The organism is Pseudoxanthomonas broegbernensis (assembly GCF_014202435.1).
In the GTDB taxonomy this organism is placed as follows: domain Bacteria; phylum Pseudomonadota; class Gammaproteobacteria; order Xanthomonadales; family Xanthomonadaceae; genus Pseudoxanthomonas; species Pseudoxanthomonas broegbernensis.
Genome location: NZ_JACHGU010000011.1, coordinates 18,675 through 42,866, shown reverse-complemented (window position 1 = coordinate 42,866; position 24,192 = coordinate 18,675). Strand labels below are relative to the sequence as shown.

Sequence of the window (24,192 nt, the reverse complement as noted above, 5' to 3'; positions counted from 1 at the left end):
CCGAACCGGTCAGAACTGGAAGCGTACGCCGACGCTCGCGTACCTGCCGATCACGTCGTACAGCACCGGGTTGATGCCGTTGCGGTTCGTGCCGATGACCAGCGGCGCGCGGTCGAGCGCGTTGTCGACGCGGAAGAACGCCTCCAGCCTGTCGCCGGGGAAGTGGTACGAGCCGAACAGCCCCAGGTACCAGGTGCTGGGCACGGTGTTGTCGTCGATGTCCACCCCGTCGACCCACTCGTTGCTCAGCACGCCCTTGCCAATGAAGCGCGCCGAGGCACCGAACCGCAGCGGCCCGTTCCGGAACGTCGCCGTCAACAGCGCCCGCTGCTTGGCCGAGCCGGCGATGTTCTCGTCGGCGTAGTCGATGCTGCTGAACGGGTCCTCGTTGCGGCTTTCCAGCAGGCGGCTGGCGACCAGGCGCAGATCCAGCTCGGCGCCGGGCGCGATGAACGGCACGGCCTGCAGGTAGGACACGTCCATGTCCACGCCGCGCACGGTCCGCTTGGCGATGTTGATCGGCGTGCGGATCAGCCCGGAGACGGCACCCGTGCCGTCGCGCACCACGAAGGAGCATACGGCGGTGTCGCCCTGGTGGCACCGGTCCACGGTCTGCTGGTCGTTGAGCGTGGCGATCGCGTCCTTGATCTCGATCTGGTAGTAGTCGATCGCGCCGCGCACGCCCGGCCAGCGCGCCGGGGTGAGCGCCAGGCCGATGCTGCTGGTGTCGGCCACTTCCGGCTTCAGCGCGAGGTTGCCCTGGGAAATCCGCTCGATGTTGCGCTGGGTGTCGTTGAACCACGGGTCGCGCACGTTCTGGCGCTGGGTCAGGCCGGCCTGGTACAGGTTGCCCAGGTTGGGCGCGCGGATGTCGCGCGAGCGCACGGTCCGGAGGAGGACAGAGTCGTTCGGCTGCCAGGTCAGGCCGCCCTTCCAGGTGACCGCGATGCCCGAATAGCTGTAATCGGCCACGCGCACCGCGCCGTTGAACGCCAGCGACCGTTCGGTCAGGGGCATCAGCATCTCGGAGAACACCTCGTTGATCCGGTTCTCGCCGTGGGTCGCCATGAAGTTGCCGAAGAGCCACTGCCGCGGCTGGCCCTGGTCGTCGACGGCGCCGCCGACGGCCTCGCGCCGGTGCTCGATGCCGAACGCGGTCATGACCGGCCCGGCCCAGGTGGAGAAGGCCTCGCCCTGGATGCTGGCCGAGGCGACCTGCTGCTTCATGGTCTGCCGGAAGCTGGGCTCGCCGATGACGTAGTCCAGCGCGGGCTCGGAGAGGCTCGCGCCACCGAAGGTATTGATCGGCACGCAGCCGTTGCCGGGATCGGCCAGGGTGGAGCGGCACACGATGCGGTTGCTGGCCGGGTCGACGACGGCATCGAGCGCCAGGCCCAGGCGGGTCGTGTTGGTGACGTTGTTGACGACGGTGTTGAGCCGGCTTTCACCGTATTGGTAGTACGCGTCGAGCGTCCAATTGTCGCCGAACGATCCGTTCACGCCGAAAACGGCGCGATAGGTGTTCACCTCCACCCGCGGCGAGGCCACGCCCAGCAGCAACCCGTACGGGGCGCTGGATGCGCCCGCGGCCACCATGGCCTCGCGCGTGCGCGGGTCCAGGTAGGCGTTGTCCGACTTGATCGACAGGCTGCCGTTGTAATAGTTGTACGAGGAGTTGGTGTTCACCACCGACCGGGAATGGCTGGCCTCGGCGAACGCCTCGAAGGCGTCGTTGATCTCGAACGAGCCCCGCGCGAACAGGCTGTGCCGCTCGACCGCGCCCTTCAGCGACATCGTGGCGAAATGGCCGTCCACCTCGCCCCCCGACGACGCCGAGCCGGTCAGGTCGAGCACCCCGTAGTCGAACTGGCGCGGCGAACCGTCCGCATCGAAGGTGGTCCACTTGAGCGGTCCGCTGGGGATCAGCCCGGCCGACGCCTCGTTGGGCCGATTGAGGAACGGCACGGTGATGCGGTACGGCTCGCCGTTGGTGGGCGTCCAGGCGGGATTGGTCATGATCCCGTGCCCGCCGTACCAGGGCCGGTCGCGCGCGGCGCCGACGCCGGAGTTGTGCGCATATTCCGCGTTGAGCAGGAAGTGGCCGCGGCCATCGGCGAACGGCGTGCCGAAGGTCAGGCCGCCGTTCTGCTGGCGGTCGTCGTGGTAGCGCGACTGGCCCACCTGGGCGAAGCCCTTGAGGCCGGTGTAGCGCGTGTCCAGCACGAAGTTGACCACGCCGGCGACCGCGTCCGAGCCGTACACCGACGAGGCGCCGCCGGTCACCACGTCGATGCTGCGGATCAGCCCGTTGGGCAGGCCGTTGATGTCGACGTTTCCTTCCAGCGTGGAGCCGACGAAGCGGCGGCCGTCCACCAGGACCAGGGTGCGGTCCGCACCCAGCCCGCGGAGGTTGAGCCGGTTCATGCCGGTGGCGCCGGCGCTGATGGAGTTGTTGCCTTCCATGGTCGTGCTGTCGCCGACCATCGAAGGCAGGGTGTTGAGGTAGTCGGCGATGTTGTTGGGTGCGGCCAGTTCGATCTGCTCGAACTCGATCATGGTCACCGGCGTCGGCGACTCGTAGTCGCCGCCGACGACGCGCGAGCCGGTGACCGAGATCGCGTCGAGCGTTACCGACGCCTGTTCCCTTGCCTGTTGCCCGGATGCCGCCGGTGGCGATTTCTGCGGTCGTTCATCCGGGCCGGACGCCGGCTGCGGCGGCGCCGCGTGTGCGCCGATGGCGAAACCGCCCAGACACAGCAGAATGCTCCGTGCGAGCAGATGAGGTGATTTATTGCCGATCACGTGATAGCTCCCGCCAGAAGGATGTGTGCTCGTATGTGGCGGTGCGGCCAGTCGTCGCCGCGATTGTTCGCAGCAGACCGCCCCCTCCATCACCTAGGTTGGCCATCGCGCCGTGGTTTGTCGCGAAGGAAAGTTGCCGACGCGTATAGCCGCAGGCTATGGGGCCTGCGTTCGAGCGGCGGAGTCGCGTGCGGAACCGAGAGGACCGCACGCGCGGGCCACCCATAGCTGAAGGCTAATCGGTGGCAATGGAAAGTGATACCGCGTCAATCCGCTCGCCCGTTAGGCTGCGGGCATGCCTTCCATCGCATACGACTCCGCTCGCCGCCCGCGCTCCCGCATGCCCGCCGCCTCGTTGCGGCGGCTGGCGGCATGGGCGCTCTCGGCGACCGTCCTGGGCGCGGCGCTGGCCGCTTCGCCGGCGCCGGCTTCCGCGCACGCATCCGGCGAACGCGCCATCGTGGTCGCCGCCCATCCGCTGGCGGTGGACGCGGGCGTCGCCGTCCTGCAGCGCGGCGGCAGCGCCATGGACGCGGCGGTTGCGGTGCAGGCCATGCTCGGCCTGGTGGAACCGCAGAGCTCGGGCATCGGCGGCGGCGCGATCATCATGGCCTACGCCGCCGACAGCGGCGAGACGACCGTCTATATCGGCCGCGAAGCGGCGCCTGCCGCAGCCATCCCCGCCCTGCTGGACGATGCCCGGGGAAATCCCCTGCCACGCGCCGAGGCCATGCTCACGGGGCGCGCCACCGGGGTGCCGGGGGCCGTCGCGGCGTTCGCGCAGGCCCACCGGGCGCACGGCAAGCTGGCATGGAACCGCTTGTTCGATGAAAGCATCGCACGCGCCGAAGCGGGCTTCCGGATCACGCCGCGCCTGGCCCGGCACATCCACGGTTCCTTCCCGCAAGCCGCCGCGCCCGACGTTCGGGCCTATTTCTCGGACGCGTCCGGCCGGCCGCTGCGAAGCGGCGACCTCCTGCGCAATCCCGCCTACGCGGCGACCTTGCGGGTCCTCGCCGAAGGCGGCGCCGACGCCTTCTACCGCGGGCCGTTGACGCCCGCCATCGTGGCCCGCACGCGGGACGCACCCATGCCCGGCGCGATGACCGCGGACGACCTCGACCGCTATCGCCCGGAGCGGGCCTCGCCGCTGTGCCGGCCGCTGCGCCGGCATGTGCTGTGCGTGCCGCCGCCGCCGGCCAGCGGGGTGGGCCTGCTGCAACTGATGGCCTTGCTGGAGGCCACCGACATCGATGCCCGCGGGCCGGACGACCCGCAGGCCTGGTTCCTGTTCGCCGAGGCCAGCCGGCTGATGTACGCCGACCGCGACCACTACGTGGGCGACCCGCGCTTCACCGCGGTGCCGGTGGCCGGCCTGCTGGCGCCGGACTACGTGCGCGCGCGCGCCGGCCTGATCGGCGCGCGCGCCGCCGCGGCCCCGCCGGCGCCGGGCCGCCCCGAGGGCGCCCCGCATCCCGCCCCCGACGCCACCGACGAGCCGGGCGGCACCAGCCATTTCGTGGTGGTGGACGGCGACGGCAACGCGGTGTCGGTCACCACCACGGTGGAATCGTTCTTCGGTTCCGGGCGCATGGTGGGCGGCTTCTTCCTGAACAACCAGCTCACCGACTTCGCCTGGGACGGCGAGCACGGCCGCGCCGGCATGGCCAACGCGATTGCGCCGGGCAAGCGCCCGCGCTCGTCGATGACGCCGGCCCTGCTGCTGGACGCCGACGGCCGCCTGGCCGGGGCGCTGGGTTCGCCCGGCGGCTCGGCGATCCCGGCCTACGTGGGCAAGGCCCTGGTCGGGCTGCTGCACTGGGGCATGCCGCTGCCCGAGGCCATCGCCCTGCCCAACCTGGTCGCGCGCGGTACGCGCTTCGACGGCGAGGCGGGCCGCTTCGCCCCGCCGGTGCTGGCGGCGCTGCGCGAACGCGGCATCGATATCCGTCCCGGTGCCGGCGAGGATTCCGGCCTGCACGGCGTCTTCCTGCGCGACGGCCGCTGGGAATGGGGCGCCGACCCCAGACGCGAAGGCACCGCCGCTTTCCCCCTCCGTTGAACACCACTCCCCAGGCCATGTCAGATTCCCCACCCACCGCCCGCCAGGGCGCCGAGGTCGCCGTGATCGGCGCCGGCGTCGTCGGCCTCGCCACCGCCTATGCCCTCGCCCGCCGCGGCGCCCGGGTGCTGCTGCTGGACCGCGCGCCCGGTCCCGCGCGGGGCGCCTCCTTCGCCAACGGCGCGCAGTTGAGCTACGCCTATACCGACGCGATGGCCGGGCCGTCGCTGTGGCGGCAGTTGCCGGCCCTGCTGTGCGGGCGCGACGCGGCATTCCGCGCGCGCGCGTCGGCCGATCCCGACTTCTGGCGCTGGGGCCTGGCGTTCCTGCGCAACGCCACCGCCTCGCGGCTGCGCCGCAACACCCTGGCGACCCTGGAACTGGCGCTGGAATCGCGCGCGGCGATGGCCGCGCTGCTGGCCCGGCACCCGATCGGCTTCGAACACCGCGTCGCCGGCAAGATGCACGTGTACTACGACGCCGCGGCGCTGCCGGCGGCGGCGGCGATGATCCGGCTCAAGCAAGCGCACGGCGTGAACCAGCGGCTGATCGGCGCCGAGGAGGCGGCCGCGCTGGAGCCGGCGCTGGCCGGCCTGGAGGCGGTGGCCGGCGTGGTCCATTCGCCCGAGGAGGAGACCGGCGACGCCTGGCGCTTCTCCATCGGCCTGCTGCAGGTGCTGCGCGACGACTACGAAGTACAGGCCCGCTTCGGCTTCGCGTTGCGCAGCCTGCGCCGGGACGGGAGCGGCTGGCGCCTGGAGACCGGGGACGGCCAGGCCGTGAGCGCCGGCCGCGTGGTCGTGTGCGCCGGCATCGACAGCGCCGCGCTGCTGCGCCCGCTGGGCCTGCGGGTGCCGCTGATGGCGGTGAAGGGCTATTCCTTCACCGCGCCCTGCGGGCCGGCGGCGCCGGCGGTCAGCATCACCGACACCTCGCGCAAGCTGGTGTTCTGCAGGCTCGACGATCGCATCCGGGTGGCCGGCCTGGCCGACCTCAACCATTGGGACCCGGCCCCGGCGCCGGCACGCCTGGCCGAGCTGGTGGCCATGGCCCGGGCCTCCCTGCCGCGGGCGGCCGACTACACGCGCATCGAGAGCCACTGGGCCGGGTTGCGCCCGGTCACGCCGTTCTCCAGCCCGGTCGTGCGCCACGCCGGCGAGGGCCTGGTCCTGAACATCGGCCACGGCATGCTCGGCTGGACCCTGGCCATGGGCAGCGGCGAGCGCGCCGCCGCCGCGCTGCTCGATCCGCCCTGAGCGCTGGCCGGCGACGGCCGCGCCGGCCTAAGATCGACCCATGCGGCTGCGCCAGATAGAAGTCTTCCACGCGATCTACACCACCGGCTCGATCAGTGCCGCGGCGCGTGCCCTGCACGTCTCGCAGCCCTCGGTCAGCAAGGTGCTGCACCACACCCAGTACCAGCTCGGCTTCGAGCTGTTCACCCTGGTGCGCGGGCGCCTGGTGGCCACCGACGAGGCGCACGCGCTGTTCGTCGAGGTCAAGGACATCTTCGAACGGACCGCCTCGCTGCGAAAGACCGTGGCCAACCTGCGCAACGGCGGCGGCGGCCATATCCGCCTGGCGGTGGTGCCTTCGCTGGGCCTGTACGTGGCGCCGCGCGCGATCGCGCTGTTCCGCCGGCGCCACCCGCAGGTGACCTTCGACGTGCAGACCCTGCACCACGACGACCTGTTCCGCGCCCTGTACGAGCGCGAGTGCGACATCGCCTTCGCCTACAACCCGCCGCAGCACCCGCGCATGCAGCGGCGCACGCTCGACCATGGCCAACTGATGCTGCTGTACCGGCACAGCGAGATGCCCGACCCCGGCCCCAGCGTGCCCATCGCCTGGCTGGACGGACGCGACCTGGTGGGCCTGGCCAGCAGCGGTCCGATCGCCGACCTGCTGGACGGCGAACTCGAGCGCCAGGGCGTGAACATCCACGAGGTGGTGTCCAACCAGACCTACTACCTGGCCGCGGCGCTGACCCGCTGCGGCGCGGGCATGACCGTGGTCGACGAGTTCACCGCGCGGGTGAGCGCGGACGAGCGGGTCGGCTTCCGCCCGATCGACCCGGCCATCACCTTCCGCATCGAATGCGTGCACCTGGAAGACCGGCCGCCCTCGCGCACCGCCGAGCAGTTCATCGAGCTGTTCACCGCCACCCTGCGCGAGGTGCGCCAGGCCGGCGCCCGCAACGACGCCTGAGCCGGCGCTTGCCGGCCCGCGCTCCAGGGCGCGACACGCACGCGACGCGGCCGCCACTTTCGCCGGCAAGCGGCAGGCACATGCCCGGGGAATGTGAAATTTATTTTTAAATTTACCGGCAGTGTGCTACACAGTGTGCCCATAAATCGCCACATATCGCAGAAAATACCTGCATGTCCACTGAAAATTCCACTCGCATCCCCCTTTCAGGTAAGGGACTGGGAGCCGGGACGGCCACGCCACAGACCGTGGCGGACCTGGGCTGGCGCCTGCTCGAAGGCGAAGTGAGCCTGCCGGCGGCGGTACTGCGCGACTCGGCGCTGCGCCACAACCTGGCCTGGATGGGCGACTTCATCGCCGCCTACGGGCTGGAACTGGCGCCGCACGGCAAGACCACGATGAGCCCGGAGCTGTTCGCCCTGCAGTTGGAAGCCGGCGCGTGGGGCATCACCCTGGCCACCGCGCCGCAGGTGCGCGACGCGTACCGCCACGGCGTGCGCCGGGTGCTGATGGCCAACCAGCTCGTGGACCGGGCCAACATGGCCATCGTCGCCGGCCTGCTGGCCGATGCGGAGTTCGAGTTCTGCTGTCTGGTCGACTCGGTGGCCGGCGCCGATGCGCTGGGCGCCTTCTTCGGCGAACGCGGCCTGCGCCTGCGGGTGCTGCTGGAGGTGGGCGCGGCCGGCGGCCGCACCGGCGTGCGCGATCCGGCGCAGGCGGAGGAAGTGGTCCAGGCCATCGCGCGCTGGCCCCGGGCGCTGGCGCTGGCGGGAGTGGAGGTCTACGAGGGCGTGCTGAAGGAGGAGGCCGGCGTGCGCGCCCTGCTGCGGCGCACCCTGGCGCAGTTCCAGGCGCTGCGCGCGGCGGGCGCCTTCGCCGGGCCGCGCGCGATCCTCTCCGGCGCCGGTTCGGCGTGGTACGACGTGGTCGCCGAGGAATTCGCCGCGGCCGCCAAGGACCCGGGCGTGCAGGTGCTGCTGCGCCCGGGCTGCTACCTCACCCACGACGCCGGCGCCTACCGCCGCGCGGACGCGCGCATCCACGCCTCCAACCCGGTGGCGCGGCGGATGGCCGACGGCCTGCGCCCGGCGCTGCAACTGTGGGCCTGCGTGCTGTCGCGCCCGGAGCCGGGCCGGGCCATCGTCGGCCTGGGCAAGCGCGATGCGGCCTTCGACGCCGGCCTGCCGCTGCCGGTGCTGCACCACCGCCCCGGCACCGAGGCGCCGCGGGCCGCGCCGGAGCACTGGCGGCTGGGCTCGATCATGGACCAGCACGCCTTCCTGGACCTGGACGCCGGCGACGACCTGCGGGTCGGCGACCTGCTGTGCTTCGACATCTGCCACCCGTGCCTGACCTTCGACAAGTGGCGGCACCTGCTGCGCGTGGACGACGCCTGGCGGGTGACCGGCGTCGTGCGCACGTACTTCTGAGCTCCACCACCCCGCCCGCCCTCCACCGAGCCGCGCATGTCCCCGGGAAGCCTGCTGCTGGTCTACGCCGCTATCGCCATCCTCGCGCTGATCGTGCTGATCGCGCGCTACCGGCTCAATCCCTTCATCACCCTGACCCTGGTCTCGCTGGGGCTGGCGCTGGTGGCGGGCATGCCGGCCGGCGAGGTGGTGGCCGCCTACGAGCAGGGCGTGGGCCGCACCCTGGGCCACATCGCCCTGATCGTGGCCCTGGGCACCATGCTGGGCAAGATGATGGCCGAATCCGGCGGCGCCGAGCGCATCGCGCGCACGCTGATCGGCTGGTTCGGCCCGCGCAACGTGCACTGGGCGATGATGCTGGTGGCCTTCGGCCTGGGCCTGCCGATCTTCTTCGAGGTCGGCTTCGTGCTGTTGATCCCCATCGTGTTCAACGTGGCCCGGCGCACCGGCGTGTCGCTGCTGCTGGTGGGGCTGCCGATGGTCGCCGGCCTGTCGGTGGTGCACGGGCTGGTGCCGCCGCACCCGGCGGCGATGCTGGCCGTGCACGAGTACCGGGCCGACGTCGGCCGCACCCTGTTCTACGCGCTGGTGGTGGGCCTGCCGACCGCGGCCCTGGCCGGGCCGGTGTTCGCCCGCCTCGTCGCCCCGCGCGTGCGCCTGCCTAGCAACAACCCGATGGAGGCGGCGCTGCTGGACGAGGGCCTGGGCCATGTGCCGGACGAGGCGCTGCCCGGCTTCGGCATCACCCTGGCCACCCTGCTGCTGCCGGTGGGGCTGATGCTGCTGGGCGGCTGGGCCGACGTACTGGCCGCGCCGGGCACCGCGCTCAACGGCGGCCTGCGCTTCATCGGCAACTCGGTGGTGGCGCTGCTGCTGGCCACCCTGCTGAGCTTCGTCACCCTGGGCCTGATGCGCGGCTTCGGCCGCGAGCAGATCCTCAAGTTCTCCCAGGACTGCCTGGCGCCCACCGCCGCCATCACCCTGCTGGTCGGCGCCGGCGGCGGCCTCAACGGCATCCTGGTCGGCACCGGCGTGGCCGCCGAGATCACCGCGATGTCGCAGCGCTTCGAGCTGTCGCCGCTGCTGATGGGCTGGACCGTGGCCGCGCTGATGCGCATCGCCACCGGCTCGGCCACGGTGGCCATGAGCACCGCCGCCGGGATCGTAGCCCCGGTGGCGCTGGCCGCCGGCTACCCGCACCCGGAGCTGCTGGTGCTGGCCACCGGCGCCGGCTCGCTGGTGCTGTCGCACGTCAACGACGGCGGCTTCTGGCTGGTCAAGGAATACTTCAACATGAGCGTGGCCCAGACCTTCAAGACCTGGACGGTGCTGGAGACCCTGGTCTCGCTGATCGCGCTGGGGCTGACCGCCCTGCTGGCGGTGCTGTTGTGAACGCCGCGGACAGCGGCGATGCGGGCAGGGCCCGCGCTACCCGCCGGGAGGCCGAAGTGTTCGACATCGTCTACCACCTGCGCGAGCACCGCGACATCCTCAGCCCGGTCGAGAAGCGCATCGCCGACGCCATCCTGGCCGACGTGAGCGCGGCCGCGCAGATGGGCATCGCCGAGCTGGCCGAGCGCGCCCAGGTCAGCGTGGCGGCCATCTCCCGCTTCGCCAAGACCCTGGGCTGCGAGAACGTGCGCGAGCTGCGCGCGCGCCTGGCCGAGGCCAGCGCGGTGGGCAAGCGCTTCCTCGACGAGCCGGACGCGCCGCCGGTGTCGGCCCTGTACGCGCAGATCTGCACCGACATCGAGGATGCCCTGCGGCGCAACCTGGGCGGCATGCAGGAACCGCTGGTGCAGGCCGCCGCCGAGGCGCTGTCCGGCGCGCGCATGGTCTACGCCTTCGGCATGGGCGGCGCGTCCACCGTGTTCGCCGGCGAGGTGCAGAACCGCTTCGTGCGCCTGGGCCGCACCGTCATCCCCTGCAGCGACTCGCTGGCGATGAAGATGGTGGCCGCCACCATGGGGCCGCAGGACGTGGTGCTGGCGCTGTCCATCAGCGGCCTCACCCCCGAGCTGCTGGCCGCGCTGGAGATCGCCCGCGGCTACGGCGCGCGCGTCGTCGCCATCACCCGCGCCGGCACGCCGCTGGCCGAACTCAGCGACTGGCTGCTGCCCATCGTCATCGACGAGACCGACTTCGTGTTCAAGCCCACCGCCTCGCGCTACGCGGTGATGCTGGCCATCGACATCCTCTCCACCACCCTGGCCCTGCACCGGGCCGGCGACAGCCGCGAGCGCCTGCGCCGGATCAAGCTGGCGCTGGACAGCTACCGCGGCGGCGACAACCGCCTGCCGCTGGGCGACTGAGCATGGGCACCGCCTTCCTCCTCTCCCGCCGGTGGCCCGCATGAACACCCTGGACGCCTACGACCTGCTGGTGCGCGGCGCGCTGGTGTTCGACGGCCGCGACCGCCCGGGACGGGTGGCCGATGTGGGCGTGCGCGACGGGCGCATCGTCCTGGCCGGCCGCGCGGCGGACGCGGCGACCGCCGCGCAGGCGGTGGACGGCCGCGGCCTGGCCCTGGCCCCGGGCTTCATCGACGTGCACACCCACGACGACCTGGAGGTGATCCGCAACCCGGCCATGCCGGCCAAGCTCACCCAAGGCGTGACCACGGTGGTGGTGGGCAACTGCGGCATCAGCGCCACCCCGGTGGCGCCCGCGGCCCAGGTGCCCGACCCGATGAACCTGCTGGGCGCGGCGGAGGAGTTCCGCTACCCGCGCTTCGCCGACTACCGCGCCGCGGTGGAGGCCGCTCGCCCCGCGGTGAACGTGGCCGCCCTGGTGGGCCACACCGCGCTGCGCCAGAACCACATGGACCGGCTGGACCGCGCCGCCACGCCGGCAGAGGTCGCGGCCATGCGCGCGCAGTTGCGGCAGAGCATCGCCGACGGCGCGCTGGGCCTGAGCACCGGCCTGGCCTACGCCTCGGCCCACGCGGCACCGTCCAGCGAGGTGCTGGAGCTGGTCCGCGACCTGCCCGCCAGCCGCATCTACGCCACCCACCTGCGCGACGAGTTCGACGGCATCCTGCCGGCCATGGAGGAAGCCTTCCAGGTCGGGCGCGCGAGCGGCGCGCCGGTGCGCGTGTCGCACCTGAAGTGCGCCGGCGTGGAGAACTGGCACCGCAGCGGCGAGGTGCTGGCCGCGCTGGAGCGCGCCGGGCACGGGCACGACGTGGCCTGCGACTGCTATCCCTACGCGGCCAGTTCCTCGACCCTGGACCCGAAGCAGGTCACCGACGCCCACGACATCCTGGTCACCTGGTCCGACCCGCATCCGGAGCAAGGCGGGCGGATGCTGGCCGAGATCGCCGCCGGCTGGGACGCCACGCTGCTGGAGGCCGCGCAGCGGCTGATGCCGGCCGGCGCGGTCTACCACGGCATGCACGAGGCCGACGTGCGCCGCATCCTGGCCCACCCGCTGACCATGATCGGCTCCGACGGCCTGCCCCGCGACCCGCGCCCGCACCCGCGCCTGTGGGGCACCTTCCCGCGCGTGCTGGGCCACTACGCGCGCGACGAGGCGCTGTTCCCGCTGCACACCGCCGTGCACAAGATGACCGGCCTGTCCGCGCGCGCCTTCGGCCTGGACGGGCGCGGCGAGATCGAACCCGGCGCCTGGGCTGACCTGGTCCTGTTCGACCCGCGGCGCGTGCGCGACGTGGCCGACTTCCACGACCCGGTGCGCCCGGCCGCCGGCATCGTGCAGGTATGGGTCAACGGGCGCCCCGCCTACGACGGCCAGGACGTCGAGCCACGGCGCCACGGCCGCTTCCTCGTCCCCGCCGACTGATGCCCGCCCACGACAGGAGGCCCGCGCGTGGGCAGCCGCCTTCTTGCGCCGCACCGGAGGCGGGACCGCCCCCCCAGCGACCCGGGGCCATGGGCGGCAGCGTCCGCTATCCCACCGAAGATCATCCCCACCGCAGGAGCCCGGAACCATGAACGACATCATCCGCTACGGCGCGCAGGGCGGCGTCGGCCAGGGCAGGCAGCGCATGCCGTTCTCGCGCGCGGTGCAGGCCGACGGCTGGCTGTACGTCTCCGGCCAGGTGCCGATGCGCGACGGCGAGCTGGTCGCCGGCACCGTGACCGAGCAGTCGCACGTGGCCATCGGCAACGTGCTGGCGATCCTGGCCGAGGCCGGCTACGGCCCCGAGCACGTGGTGCGCTGCGGCGTGTGGCTGGACGACGCGCGCGACTTCTACGCCTTCAACGCGGTGTTCCAGCACTACTTCGGCGACCACCCGCCGGCGCGGGCCTGCGTGGAATCGCGCATGGTGGTGGACTGCAAGGTGGAGGTGGATTGCGTGGCCTGGAAGCGCCCCTAACGCTGACTGCATCGGGCGCGGCGCCCCCGTCCTGTACGAGCCGGCTGCAGGAACCGGCTTCGGTCGGCGGCCGCCATGCCCGGTTGCCGGCGTTCCCTGGCTGCTGAAGCCGTCGCCGACCGAAGCCGGCGCCTACGAAAAGAGCGCGATCGCGCCGGCGGCCGGCCGCTGGGGCGCCGCGAGGCGCGTCAGCCCAGCGGCCCGCCGACGATGCGCTCCATGCGGATGCGGTTGGCGAACAGCGAGAACGCCAGCATTCCCGCCAGCCCGCTGGCCCGCTCCACCCACGGCGGCAGCCAGCGCGGCGGCGCCAGGGTGCCGTCGGCCAGCAGCGGCTCGAAGCGAACCACGTCGTCCAGGGTCATCTTGCCGGCGAACAGCCAGCGGCACAGGCGCAGGCGGTCGCGCTGCAGCGCGCGGCGGAAGAAGGTGTGCACGCCGATCAGCCCGCGCAGGTACACCGTGTCCTTGGTGAAGGCGCTGCCGCCGGTCACCGGCACCCCGCGGAACACGCGCTGGGCCGAGGAGAAACTCTCCGCCTCGTCCTGCCCGCCATCGAGGAAGTAGCCGAACACCTGCAGGAAATCCGCGCCCTCCAGGGCCATCGCCACCGCCTCGATGCGCAGGCTGATGCGCTTCATCCGGCCGATGTCGATGCTGCCGGTGATCTGCTCGGCGAAGGTGGCCAGCCCCTCCTGGGTGGCGGTGACCCGCGGCGAGGCCAGGGCCAGGCTGGGCAGGTGCGGCTGCGCGCGGCCGTTGAGCGCGGTGAGCGAATGCACCAGCGCCTCGTGGTGGAACAACTGGCGGCGGTCGTAGTCGCTGAAGGCCGCGCCCCCGCGCAGGCGGATGCGGGTGGCGCCGGCGGCGGCCTTGGCGATCAGCGCCGGGTCCAGCTCCACCGCGATCACCCGGCCGCCGAAGAAATCGTCCAGGTCCGCCTGCAACTGCAGCGACAGCGCGGCGGCCGAGACCGGCACCTGCTCCTCCGGCGCGAGCAGCTCGTGGTCCAGCTCGCCGGCGATCTGGATGAAGTGGCGCGCCGCCTCGCGCGTGGTCGGCCCCTGCCCGGGCAGCGGATCGTCCGGGCGCCCGAACAGCGCCACCGACTCGGCGCAGGCGCGCGCCGTGCCCAGCGATTCGAGCAGCCGCGCGGCCCGGTCCCAACTGGCGGCCGATTCGCGCAGGTAGGCGCCGAGCGGGTGCCCGGCATCGGCCGCCGACGCGATGGCGGCCAGTTCGCCGCGCGCCTGGGCGAAATCCAGCTTCGGATAGGGCACGTCCGGCAATGCCGCGCACCCGCGCCGCCAGCCGGCCAGAAAATCGGCCTGCACCTGCGCCGGCCAACTGGCCAGGCTGAGCAGCTTGATCCCGCGCACGGCCTTGACCAGCCGGCGGTCGAGCGTTGCGTGGTGGGCGATCGCGCACGTCGATGGCATCGCGCGACGATAGCGCATCGCGCCATGGGCCTGCGCCCGGCCGCGGATTAATCCTGCCGGCGCGCAGCGATGCCCCGCACCTGCAGGCGCCGGGTATGGCCGGCGACCGAAGCCGGCTCCTACATGCGGCAACCGGTTCCTGCCAGAACCGGCGCCCGGTCAGCGCCGCCCGGAACGGTGCGGCGGCCGGCCCGGCGGGCGCGCCTGCGACTTCTGCGCCAGCCGCGCGGCCAGGCGGCCGGCGGCGCCGGCGACCTCGTCGCGCAGCTTCAGGTAATGGCCCACGCGCGCGGCCTCCACCTCGCCGGCCGCGATCCCCGCGCGCACCGCGCAGCCCGGCTCGTTGTGGTGGGCGCAATCGTTGAAGCGGCACTGCGCGGCCAGCGCCTCGATGTCGCCGAAGCCGCCGTCGGCCAGTTCCTCCTCGCCGGTGGGCTTGAGCTCACGCATGCCCGGCGTGTCGATCAGGCACGCCCCCGACGGCAGCGCGATCAGCGCGCGGTGGGTGGTGGTGTGGCGCCCGCGCGAATCGTGCTCGCGCACCTGCGCGGTCTTCATCCGCAGCTCGCCGAGCAGGCTGTTGGTCAAGGTCGACTTGCCCGCACCGGAGGAACCGACCAGCACCGCGGTGCAGCCGGCCGCCAGCCACGGCGCCAGCGCCGCCACCGCCTCCGGGTCGCGCGCGTTGAGCGACAGCACCGGCACGCCCTGCGCGCGCAGTCCGGCCAGCGCCGCCAGCGCAGCCTCCGCGTCGGCGCCGTCGCGGTCGGCCTTGGTCAGCACGATCACCGGCTGCGGCGCCGCCGTCGGCCCGCTTCCGCCGCCGCCGATCAGCAGCAGGTAGCGCTCGATCCGGCGCGGGTTGAAGTCCGCGTCCAGGCCGCAGACCACGAACGCGGTATCGACGTTGGCCGCGATCACCTGCTGCTGGTAATGCTCGCCGGCCGCCGCGCGCTTGATCGCGCTGCGCCGGGGCAGCAGGGCGAGGATGCGGCGGCCGTCGTGCAGTACCCAGTCGCCCACCGCCGCGCGCTCGTGCAGGGGCACGCCGTCGGCGGTGAACACCGGGCGCCGCTGCCACTCCGGCGGCGACTCCACGCGGAACCCCGTGTCCGGCGCATCGGCCAGCACGTAGCCGGTGCGATGCTGCTCGCTCACCCGCGCCGGGCGCGCGCCGGGATGGGCGGCGGCCAGCGCCCGCCACCGCGGGTCCTCGGCCGCGCCGGCCCACGGCCAGCCGATCCGGCGCAGGGGGGCGTAGTCGAAGTCGGCAGCGGTCATGGGCCGATTGTACGGGCCCGCACGGCCGCCCCATCGGGTGCGCCGCGGCTCGCGGCTCCTGGCCGGGCACCGGTCGCCTTGCCTGTGCGACCGTTTCCCTGGAAACGAAAATCCCGGCCGGCGTTCGCCCATCCCAGCCCGGACAGGCACTTGCACCGTCTTTTTCGATACCATGCGAACCTTGTCCCCTGCCAGTCCGGCTGCCCCATGTCCACCGAACAACCGCTTCGCGTCCGCGAGCGCTTGTCAGAAGTCCGCTACGAGATCCGCGGAGAACTGAACAGGCGAGCCCACGCGCTGGAAGCGGCCGGACGCAAGCTGATCAAGCTCAACATCGGCAACCCCGGCGCGTTCGGCTTCCGCGCCCCGGCGCACCTGCAGCGGGCCATCGTCGACCACATCGACCACACCGATCCCTACACCCACCAGCTCGGCCTGCCCGCCGCGCGCGAGGCGCTGGCCAGCGCCTACCGCGCCCGCAACGCCCCGCACGTGGACAGCGACCGGGTGTTCGTCGGCAACGGCGTGTCCGAACTGATTGACATGACCCTGCGCGCCCTGCTCAACCCGGGCGACGAGGTGCTGGTGCCCTCGCCGGACTATCCGCTGTGGTCGGCGGCCACCATCCTCAACGACGGCCGCCCGGTGTACTACCGCTGCGCACCGGACAACGGCTTCATGCCCGACCCGGTGGAGATCGAGAACCTGGTCTCCTCGCGCACCCGCGCGATCGTGCTGATCAACCCCAACAACCCCACCGGCGCGGTCTACCCGCGCGAGCTGCTGGAGCGCATCGTCGCCATCGCCGCGCGCCACGGCCTGCTGCTGCTGGTGGACGAGATCTACGACCAGGTGCTGTACGACGGCGCGGCGTTCGAGCCGCTGGCGCCGCTGGCCGGCGACCACCCATGCATCACCTTCAGCGGCCTGAGCAAGGTGCACCGCGCCTGCGGCTGGCGCGTGGGCTGGGCGATCCTCACCGGCGCCCCGTCGCGCACCGCCGACTACCGCAACGCCCTGGACCTGCTCTCCGGCCTGCGCCTGTGCGCCAACGTGGCCGGGCAGTACGCCATCGCCGCGGCGACCGGCGGGCCGGACACCATCAGCGCGCTGTGCGCGCCGGGCGGGCGCCTGTACGAGACCCGCCGCGCGGTGGTCGAGGCCTGCGCGGCCAGCGGGCATCTGCGGCTGGTCCAGCCCCGGGGGGCGCTGTACGCGTTCCCGTCGGTGGTCGGTCCGGCCGCGCGCGGCTTCGACGACCACGCCTTCGCCCTGGAGCTGCTGGAGACCGAGGACGTGCTGATCGTGCCCGGCTCCAGCTTCAACGTGCCCTACCACGACCACTTCCGCGTCACCCTGCTGCCGCAGGCCGAGACCATGCGCGAGGTGTTCGTGCGCATCGAACGCGCCCTGGACCGCCGCGCCGAGGCGGCGACCAAGGTGGTGCCGCTGAAGTCGCGCAACGCGGCAGCCTGACCGGGACGATGCCGGCCAACGCGGGAGCCCCGCCCGACCGCGCCGCACCCGGCTTCCTGGCACTGGGCGACTCCTACACCATCGGCGAGGGCATCGGCCCGTCCGGGCGCTGGCCGGTGCAACTGGCCGCCGCCCTGCGCGAGGAAGGCATCGACCCCGGCCCGCCGCGCATCGTCGCCGCCACCGGCTGGACCACCGACGAGCTGGATGCCGGCATCGACGTGGCCCAGGCACGCGCGCCGCTGGACCGGCATGCGCTGGTCAGCCTGCTGATCGGCGTCAACGACCAGTACCGCGGGCGCGCGCCGGACAGCTTCCGCGCGCCGTTCGCCGCGCTGCTGCGGCGCGCCGCGGCCTTCGCCGGCGGCCGGCCACGGCAGGTCCTGGTGCTGGCGATCCCGGACTGGGGCGTGACCCCGTTCGCCCGCGCGCACGGGCGCGACCCGGCGCGGGTGGCCGTCCAGATCGACGCGTTCAACGCCGTGGCCCGCGAGGAAAGCCTGGCCGCCGGCGCGCATTGGATCGACATCGCCCCGCTCAGCCGCGAGCGCGGCGGCGAGGCGGCCATGCTCGCCGCCGACGGCCTGCACCCGTCGGCGGCGATGTACGCGCTGTGGGCGGCGCTGGCGTTGCCGGCGGCACGGCGGATGCTGCGGCCATGAGCCCCGGCGAAGACGCCCACGGCGACGACGACGCGGCCGCGCGGCGGCCATTGCCGCGCGAGCCCGCGCAGCGCATCGCCGCCGCGTTCCTGTCCCAGCGCCGCTTCGGCGGCCGCTACCACTACCACTACGTGCGCACCAAGCTGCGCAGCGACCCGCTGTACCCGGGCGTGTGCGCGGCGCTGGCCGGCACCGGCGCGCCGCTGCTGGACCTGGGCTGCGGCCTGGGCCTGCTGGCGCATGCGCTGCGCCAGTCCGGCATCGGCCTGCGCTACCACGGCCTGGACAACGACCGGCGCAAGATCGCCGCCGCCGGCCGCGCGGCCGCGCGCGCAGGCCTGGGCGACACCCGCTTCGAGGCCATGGACCTGTCCCTGGCGCTGCCGCCGCACCGCGGCAGCGTGGCGATCCTGGACCTGCTGCAGTTCGTCGACCCGGCGCGGCAGATGCCCATCGTCGACGGCGCCATCGGCATGCTCGAACCCGGCGCGCGGCTGGTGATCCGCACCGGCCTGGACGATGGCGGCCGGCGCGCGCGCATCACCCGCGGCGCGGACGTGCTGTCGCGCGTGCTGGGCTGGATGAACGCGGCCCCGCGCCGCTACCCGGAGGCCGCGGCGCTGCGCGCGCGCTTCGATGACGCCGGGCTGCGCAGCCGGTTCTCGCCGCTGTCGGGCGATACCCCGTTCAACAACTGGCTGATCGTGGCCGAGCACGGCTGAGGCCGCGCACGGCGCGCCTCAGTCGCCGATCCGCGGTTCCGCCAGCGAGGCCTTGCCCGGGCGCCCGTCCCAGTAGCCGTTGCGCGCGCCCAGCGGGGGCGGCGGCACCGGCGACGCCAGCATCCGCCGGAAGTGCGCGACCACCGCCTGCATGTCGCGCGACTGCGGCGACAGGCGCAGCACGCCCACGCCCAGGGCGGCCAGCTCGTCGCGCTGCGGCGCCATGTCGACGATCTCCGTGCCCTGCACCTGGATGCCGTTGAGGGTCAGGAACGGCTCGCCCTCGCGCGTGGCCAGCGGCAGGCCGTCGGGATGGTCGATGCAGCGGAAGCCGCACCGGTCCTTGGGCAGGTCCAGCGCGCGCGCGGTGAAGCAGCGCGCCGACCAGGACAGCGGCAGCCGGCCCCAGGCCAGCACCTCCAGCTCCGGCATGCGCCCGCCCTGGGCCTCCAGCGCCGCGCGCAGTTCCTGCAGCAGCACGCGGCCCTGCTCGGTGCCGGGCACCCAGCGGCGCAGGCCGTCCTCCACCAGCATCGCCAGGGCGCGGTGGTTGTACACGTTCAGCGACGGGCCGCCGACGAAAGGCACGCCATGCTCGCGGCACAACTGCACCGCCGACAGGTCGTTGGCCTCGACCATGAAGCGCCCGTTCTCCACCTGGCGCCGGACCACGCCCAGCTCCGATTCGGCCTCGATCAGCGCCAGGGTGGACAGCACCACCTCCTTGCCGGCCCCGGCCAGTTCCTCGGCCAGCGCCAGCCAGTCGCCGGTGCGCAGCTCGCGGCGCTTGCTGCACACCGTCTCGCCCAGGTAGACGATGTCCACCGGCCAGTCGGCCGCGGCGCGGTAGAAGGCCAGGGTGGCCGCGCGCGGCCAGAAGTACTGCAGCGGCCCCAGGCTCAGCTTCATGTCGCGCCCCTGCGTCGCGCGCGCCGCATCGGTGCGCTCAGTGCCAGGCACGGTGGTACGGCCCCAGCGTGGTCTGCTGCCCTTCGGCGTGCGCCGACAACGCCTGCTGCCAGGCTGCCTCGGCGGTCCAGCGCCGCGGGTCGTCGCGGTAGCGGTCGATGGCCTGGCGCCAGGTGGACGCCACCGCGCGCACGTAGGCCACGCCGCGCTGGCGGCCCTCGATCTTGAGCGCGGCCACCCCGGCCTGGGCCAGCCGCGGCAGCAGCTCCAGGGTGTTGAGGCTGGTCGGTTCCTCCAGCGCGTGGAACACCTCGCCACCGACCGCGTAGCGGCCCTTGCACACGGTGGGGTAGCCGGCCGGCTCACCGGCGGAAAAGCGGTCGATCAGCATGCCGTTGACCCGCACGCTGCGGTCGTCGCCCGCGTGCTCCTCCCAGCGCACGAAGCTGGCCGGCGAGCACACGCCGTGGCGATTGGGCGACATGCCGGTGACGTAGCTGGACAACTGGCAGCGGCCCTCGACCATGATGCACAGGCTGCCGAAGGCGAACACCTCCAGCGGCACCGGCGAGGCCTCGCACAGGCGCTCGACCTGCTGCACCGACAGCACCCGCGGCAGCACCGCGCGGGCGATGCCGAAGCGCTCGTGGGCGTAGCGCAGCGCCGGCGCGGTGGTGGCCGAGCCCTGCACCGACAGGTGCCGCGCCAGCCGCGGGTGGGTGCGGCAGGCGTAGTCCAGCACCGCCATCTCCGCGGCGATGATCGCGTCCACGCCCAGGTCGGCGGCGTGGTCGACCGCGGCCTGCCAGTACGGCAGGCGCGCGCTGTCCGGATAGGTGTTCAGCGCCAGGTAGACCTGGCGGCCGCGCGCGTGGGCATAGTCGATGCCCTGGCGCAGCTCGGCCTCGTCGAAGTTCAGGCCGGGGAACGCACGCGCGTTGGTCTGGTCGCGGAAGCCGGCGTAGACCGCATCGGCGCCCGCATCGACGGCCGCGCGCAGCGCCGGCAGGTTGCCGGCCGGGCATACCAGTTGCATCGGACCGCTCCTCGGCGACAGGATGGCCATGCTAGGCGCCGCTCGCGCCGCGCTCATTGATCCAGGTCAGGTTCCGGTGCGCGGCTCAACCGCGACCACAGCGCGTCCATGCGCTGCTCCACCTGCGGGTCCGGCGCGATCGGCCTGCCCCACTCGCGCGCCGATTCGCCCGGCCACTTGCGGGTGGCGTCCAGGCCGAGCTTGGAGCCCAGGCCGGACACCGGCGTGGCGAAGTCCAGGTAGTCGATCGGCGTGTTCTCCACCACCATGGCGTCGCGCGCCGGGTCGACCCGGGTGGAGATGGCCCAGATCACCTGGCCCCAGTCGCGCACGTCCACGTCCTCGTCGGTGACGATCACGAACTTGGTGTAGGTGAACTGGCGCAGGTACGACCACACGCCCATCATGATCCGCCGCGCGTGGCCGGGGTACTGCTTGCGGATGCTCACCACCGCGATGCGGTAGGAGCACGCCTCCGGCGGCAGGTAAAAGTCGACGATCTCCGGGAACACCTTGCGCAGGATCGGCACGAAGATGTCGTTGAGGGCCATCGACAGCACCGAGGGCTCGTCGAGCGGCGAACGGCCCATGTAGCTGCCGTGGTAGATGGCCCCGCTGCGCATGCGCAGGCGCTGCACCGTGAGCACCGGGAAGGTGCCCTGGGCGTTGTAGTAGCCGGTGTGGTCGCCGAACGGGCCTTCCAGCGCGGTGTCGCCGGGATGGATGAAGCCCTCCAGCAGGATCTCCGCGCCGGCCGGCGCGTCCAGCCCGGTCAGCTCGCTGCGCCACACCCGGCTGCGCGAGCCGCGCAGCAGGCCGGCGAACTCGTACTCCGACAGCGTGTCCGGCACCGGCGCCACCGCCGCCAGCATCGTGGCCGGGTCGGCGCCGATGGCCACCAGCACCGGGAACGGGCGGTCGGGATAGGCGTAGTGCCAGGAGGCGTAGTCCTGCGCGCCGCCGCGATGCGGCAGCCAGCGCATGATCACCCGGTTGCGGCCGATCGGCTGCTGGCGGTAGATGGCCACGTTCTGCCGCGCCTGGTGCACGCCGCGGGTGACCACCAGGCCGAAGGTGACCAGGCGGCCGGCGTCCCCGGGCCAGCAGCGCTGGATCGGCAGCGCGCCCAGGTCGATGTCCTCGCCCTCGACCACCTGCTCGCAGAACGCCGCATCGTCCACCTGCCGGGGCGCCACGTGGGCCAGTTGCGCCAGCTCGGGCCAACTGCCCAGCGCGTCGCGCAGCGAGGACGGCCAGCGCGGCTCCTTCAGCGAGGCCAGCAGCTCGCCCAGTTCGCGCAGCGAGGCGATCGGGCGGTCGCCCATGGCCAGCTCGATCCGGCGGCGGTGGCCGAACAGGTTGCCCAGCAGCGGGTGGTCCGAGCCGGTGGCGTTGTGCATCAGCAGCGCCGGCCCGCCGTCGCGCAGCGCGCGCAGGCACAGGGTGGTGCTCTCCAGGTCGGGATCGACCGGCGCGTCGATCTCCAGCAGTTGCCGGTGGCGGGACAGGTGCTGCAGGAAGGCGCGCAGGTCGTGCATGGCGGTGGCGGACGTATGGGCGGCGGTGCCGGGGACTGCACGCACGCTAGGTTCGCGCCGCGCGCGCCGCGATGACCCAGGTCAAGCCGCCGGCCGAACCTACATCGGCGCGCCGGCGTCGGGCCCGGGCCGCCGACCGAAGCCGGCTCCTGCCTGCGCCGGGTCCATCGCGCGCCGTGCTGCCCGGCCGCGCGGACTCAGTACTCGAAGTTGAGCTTCACCCAGGCGCTGCGTCCCGGCTCGGCGATGCGCTCGGGCATGGCCGGGTAGCCGAAGGCGCTGTTGCCTCCCAGGTTCAGGTGCTCGCTGTAGGCGCGGTCGAACAGGTTGTCGATGCCCCCCGACAGGCGCAGCCGGTCGCCGATGCGGTAGGCGCCGTTGAGCGAAAACACCGCGAAGCCGGCACTGGGCCCCAGGTCGCGGCCGACGACGTTGCCCTGGCCCGTGCTCACTCGACGCTGGGCGTCGGCGACGCGCAACAGCGCGCCCCACGACCAGCCGCCGCGCTCCCAGCCGGCCGACAGCCGCGCCTCCAGCGGCGGCATCTGCGGCAGCGCGCGGCCGTCGTCCGATTCGCCCCACGCGTAGGCCACCACGCCCGACAGCTTCAGCCCGTGCAGCGGACGCCAGTCCACCCCGGCCTCGCCGCCGCGGATGTCGGCGTCCACGTTGCGCGCGCGGGTGGTCGCGCCCATCGCCGCGCCGGACATGGGGCCGCCCATGTAGTCGAACAGGATGTAGCCGTCGATGCGGCCGGCGTAGACCGAGGCCCAGGCCTCCACCGCGCCTGCGCGGTACTGCAGGCCGGCGTCGAGCTGGGTGGTGCGCTCGGGGCGCACGCCGGCGAAGGCGTTGGCCGCCCCGTCCGGGCCGCGGCTGGGCGAGAACAGCTCCCAGTAGTCGGGCATGCGCTCGGCGCGGCCGATGCCGACGTATCCGCCCGCCCGGCCGGACATGTCGTACTCGTAGCGGGCGAAGCCGCCGGACAGGGTGTCCCGGCGGCGCTGGCCGGCGGTGGGGTTGGGCATGGGCATCATGCCGGCGGTGGTGGCACGCAGGTCGTCCGCCCGCGCCCGGTCCACGCGCAGCCCGGACATGACGTGGTGCGCGTCGGTCAGGTGCCAGTGCGACTCGGCGAACACGCCCAGGGTGCGGAAGCGCGCGTCCTTGGTCCACGGCGCGTCGCGGTAGGCCCCGCGCCCCATCGCGCTGCGCCGGCGGTGCTCGCTCTGCCGGCCGTCGATGCCGGCGGTCAGTTCCCAGCGGTCCCGCTGCCAGGTGGCGGCCGCGCGCCCGCCCTGGCTGGTGTCGCCGACGTTGCTGGCCATCGGCATGGGCATGCCGCCGGACGGGTCGGGGTCGCGCAGGCTGTAGTTGTCCATCACGTGGTCCACCTCGTTGCGGTAGGCGTTGGCCGCGACCGCGTCGAGCACGCCGCCGATGCGCTTCTTCTCGAAGCGCAAGCCCAGGCTGTCGCGGCGGAAGCGGGCGCCGTCCATGCCGCGGCCGGCGTAGCGCGCCTGCGCGTCGCCGGTACCGGCGCTCAGTTCCAGCACCGTGTCCGCGGCCGGCGTCCAGCCCACGGCCACGTCGGCGTTCCACTTGCGCCAGGCCGAGGGCACCTCGCGGCCGCCGCCGTCGGCGTAGTCGTCGGCCTCGGAACGGTTGCCGGCCAGGCGCGCGTAGCCGCGCGGGGTGCCGGCGCTGGCGTCGAGCACCTGGTCGTTGCGTTCGTGGCTGCCGGCCAGCACGCTGCCCTGCGCGCGCACGCCGGGGCGGTCGAAGTACGGGATCTCGCGCTCGAAGCGCACCGTGCCGGCCGAGGCGCCGCCGCCCCACAGCACCGTCTGCGGGCCCTTGACCACGGTCAGCCGGTCGTAGGTCTCCGGGGCGATGTAGGACATGGCGTTGTCCATGCGCGAGGGACAGGCGCCGCTGAGCGCGCCGTCGTTGGTCAGCAGCGCGATGCGCGAGCCGAACATGCCGCGCAGCACCGGGTCGCCGTTGGTGCCGCCGCTGCGCAGGGCGGAGAAGCCGGGGATGGTCTTGAGGTAGTCGGCGCCGTCGCTGGCCGGCGCCGGCTGGCGCGGCAGCTTCGGGTCCAGCACGAAGGTATTGGCCGCCACCGGCGCCACCCCCATCACCACCACGCCGTCGAGCGTGGTCGCGCGCAGGGCCGCATCGTGCGCCAGCGCGGCGTGGTCCTGCGCGGCCAGCGCGGACGGGAGGCAGAGCGCGCCGGCGAGCGCTGCGGCGAGGATGTTGTTCGTTGCGGCCATGACGCGTTT

The 24,192-nt window shown here is 73.2% G+C and carries 18 protein-coding genes; 11 read left to right on the top strand and 7 right to left on the bottom strand.

Annotated features, from left to right (window positions below; translation table 11 throughout):
* Window positions 1-9: 9 nt before the first annotated feature.
* The gene (locus HNR76_RS14300; protein WP_162312127.1) at window positions 10-2,802 is read right to left on the bottom strand and encodes a TonB-dependent receptor plug domain-containing protein; all 2,793 of its coding nucleotides are present in this window, start codon (window positions 2,800-2,802) and stop codon (window positions 10-12) included.
* 295 nt (window positions 2,803-3,097) lie between these two features.
* Here HNR76_RS14300 and HNR76_RS14295 point away from each other — a divergent pair, with 295 nt between their 5' ends.
* From HNR76_RS14295 to HNR76_RS14260, 8 genes are all read left to right on the top strand, one after another.
* Window positions 3,098-4,864 (top strand): gamma-glutamyltransferase family protein, encoded by a 1,767-nt coding sequence (locus HNR76_RS14295; protein ID WP_211373199.1) that lies wholly within the window; start codon window positions 3,098-3,100, stop codon window positions 4,862-4,864.
* Between the two features lie 17 nt (window positions 4,865-4,881).
* Complete coding sequence (locus tag HNR76_RS14290; protein ID WP_162312126.1) at window positions 4,882-6,120, top strand: FAD-dependent oxidoreductase; 1,239 nt, start codon at window positions 4,882-4,884, stop codon at window positions 6,118-6,120.
* A 40-nt stretch (window positions 6,121-6,160) separates the two neighbouring features.
* Entirely contained in the window at window positions 6,161-7,072 is a 912-nt protein-coding gene (locus HNR76_RS14285; protein ID WP_162312125.1) for a LysR family transcriptional regulator, read from the top strand.
* A gap of 173 nt (window positions 7,073-7,245) precedes the next feature.
* Complete coding sequence (locus HNR76_RS14280; RefSeq protein WP_162312124.1) at window positions 7,246-8,502, top strand: amino acid deaminase; 1,257 nt, start codon at window positions 7,246-7,248, stop codon at window positions 8,500-8,502.
* 36 nt (window positions 8,503-8,538) lie between these two features.
* Entirely contained in the window at window positions 8,539-9,894 is a 1,356-nt protein-coding gene (locus HNR76_RS14275) for a GntT/GntP/DsdX family permease (protein WP_162312123.1), read from the top strand.
* Between the two features lie 56 nt (window positions 9,895-9,950).
* Window positions 9,951-10,814 carry a MurR/RpiR family transcriptional regulator gene (locus HNR76_RS14270; RefSeq protein ID WP_162312122.1) on the top strand — a complete coding sequence of 288 codons (864 nt, stop codon included), beginning with the start codon at window positions 9,951-9,953 and terminating at the stop codon, window positions 10,812-10,814.
* A gap of 40 nt (window positions 10,815-10,854) precedes the next feature.
* Window positions 10,855-12,303 carry an N-acyl-D-amino-acid deacylase family protein gene (locus HNR76_RS14265; RefSeq protein ID WP_162312121.1) on the top strand — a complete coding sequence of 483 codons (1,449 nt, stop codon included), beginning with the start codon at window positions 10,855-10,857 and terminating at the stop codon, window positions 12,301-12,303.
* 148 nt (window positions 12,304-12,451) lie between these two features.
* Window positions 12,452-12,841, top strand: coding sequence for a RidA family protein (locus tag HNR76_RS14260; protein WP_162312120.1), 390 nt, complete (start codon window positions 12,452-12,454; stop codon window positions 12,839-12,841).
* A gap of 188 nt (window positions 12,842-13,029) precedes the next feature.
* Here HNR76_RS14260 and HNR76_RS14255 read toward each other — a convergent pair whose 3' ends face one another.
* Complete coding sequence (locus tag HNR76_RS14255; protein ID WP_162312119.1) at window positions 13,030-14,298, bottom strand: flavohemoglobin expression-modulating QEGLA motif protein; 1,269 nt, start codon at window positions 14,296-14,298, stop codon at window positions 13,030-13,032.
* A gap of 141 nt (window positions 14,299-14,439) precedes the next feature.
* Entirely contained in the window at window positions 14,440-15,561 is a 1,122-nt protein-coding gene (rsgA, locus tag HNR76_RS14250; RefSeq protein ID WP_162312118.1) for a ribosome small subunit-dependent GTPase A, read from the bottom strand.
* A 207-nt stretch (window positions 15,562-15,768) separates the two neighbouring features.
* On the opposite strand from rsgA, the gene HNR76_RS14245 reads away from it, so the two are divergent.
* From HNR76_RS14245 to HNR76_RS14235, 3 genes are read left to right on the top strand one after another with little or no spacing between them, the layout of a single operon-like run.
* A complete protein-coding gene (locus tag HNR76_RS14245; protein ID WP_162312117.1) occupies window positions 15,769-17,037 on the top strand; it encodes a pyridoxal phosphate-dependent aminotransferase in 1,269 nt (422 codons plus the stop codon).
* A gap of 8 nt (window positions 17,038-17,045) precedes the next feature.
* Window positions 17,046-17,699 carry a GDSL-type esterase/lipase family protein gene (locus tag HNR76_RS14240; protein ID WP_162312116.1) on the top strand — a complete coding sequence of 218 codons (654 nt, stop codon included), beginning with the start codon at window positions 17,046-17,048 and terminating at the stop codon, window positions 17,697-17,699.
* Between the two features lie 50 nt (window positions 17,700-17,749).
* Window positions 17,750-18,421, top strand: a complete 672-nt coding sequence (locus tag HNR76_RS14235; protein WP_162312133.1) for a methyltransferase domain-containing protein — start codon at window positions 17,750-17,752, stop codon at window positions 18,419-18,421.
* Window positions 18,422-18,439: 18 nt separating this feature from the next.
* On the opposite strand, the gene HNR76_RS14230 is transcribed toward HNR76_RS14235, so the two are convergent.
* The 4 genes from HNR76_RS14230 to HNR76_RS14215 all read right to left on the bottom strand — a co-directional run bounded on the left by HNR76_RS14230 (window position 18,440) and on the right by HNR76_RS14215 (window position 24,183).
* The gene (locus HNR76_RS14230; RefSeq protein WP_162312115.1) at window positions 18,440-19,330 is read right to left on the bottom strand and encodes a U32 family peptidase; all 891 of its coding nucleotides are present in this window, start codon (window positions 19,328-19,330) and stop codon (window positions 18,440-18,442) included.
* A gap of 37 nt (window positions 19,331-19,367) precedes the next feature.
* The gene (gene ubiU / locus HNR76_RS14225) at window positions 19,368-20,366 is read right to left on the bottom strand and encodes a ubiquinone anaerobic biosynthesis protein UbiU (RefSeq protein WP_162312114.1); all 999 of its coding nucleotides are present in this window, start codon (window positions 20,364-20,366) and stop codon (window positions 19,368-19,370) included.
* A gap of 53 nt (window positions 20,367-20,419) precedes the next feature.
* The gene (locus HNR76_RS14220) at window positions 20,420-21,949 is read right to left on the bottom strand and encodes a UbiD family decarboxylase (protein ID WP_249065710.1); all 1,530 of its coding nucleotides are present in this window, start codon (window positions 21,947-21,949) and stop codon (window positions 20,420-20,422) included.
* Between the two features lie 152 nt (window positions 21,950-22,101).
* Window positions 22,102-24,183, bottom strand: a complete 2,082-nt coding sequence (locus HNR76_RS14215) for a TonB-dependent copper receptor (protein WP_183982309.1) — start codon at window positions 24,181-24,183, stop codon at window positions 22,102-22,104.
* Window positions 24,184-24,192: the final 9 nt, after the last annotated feature.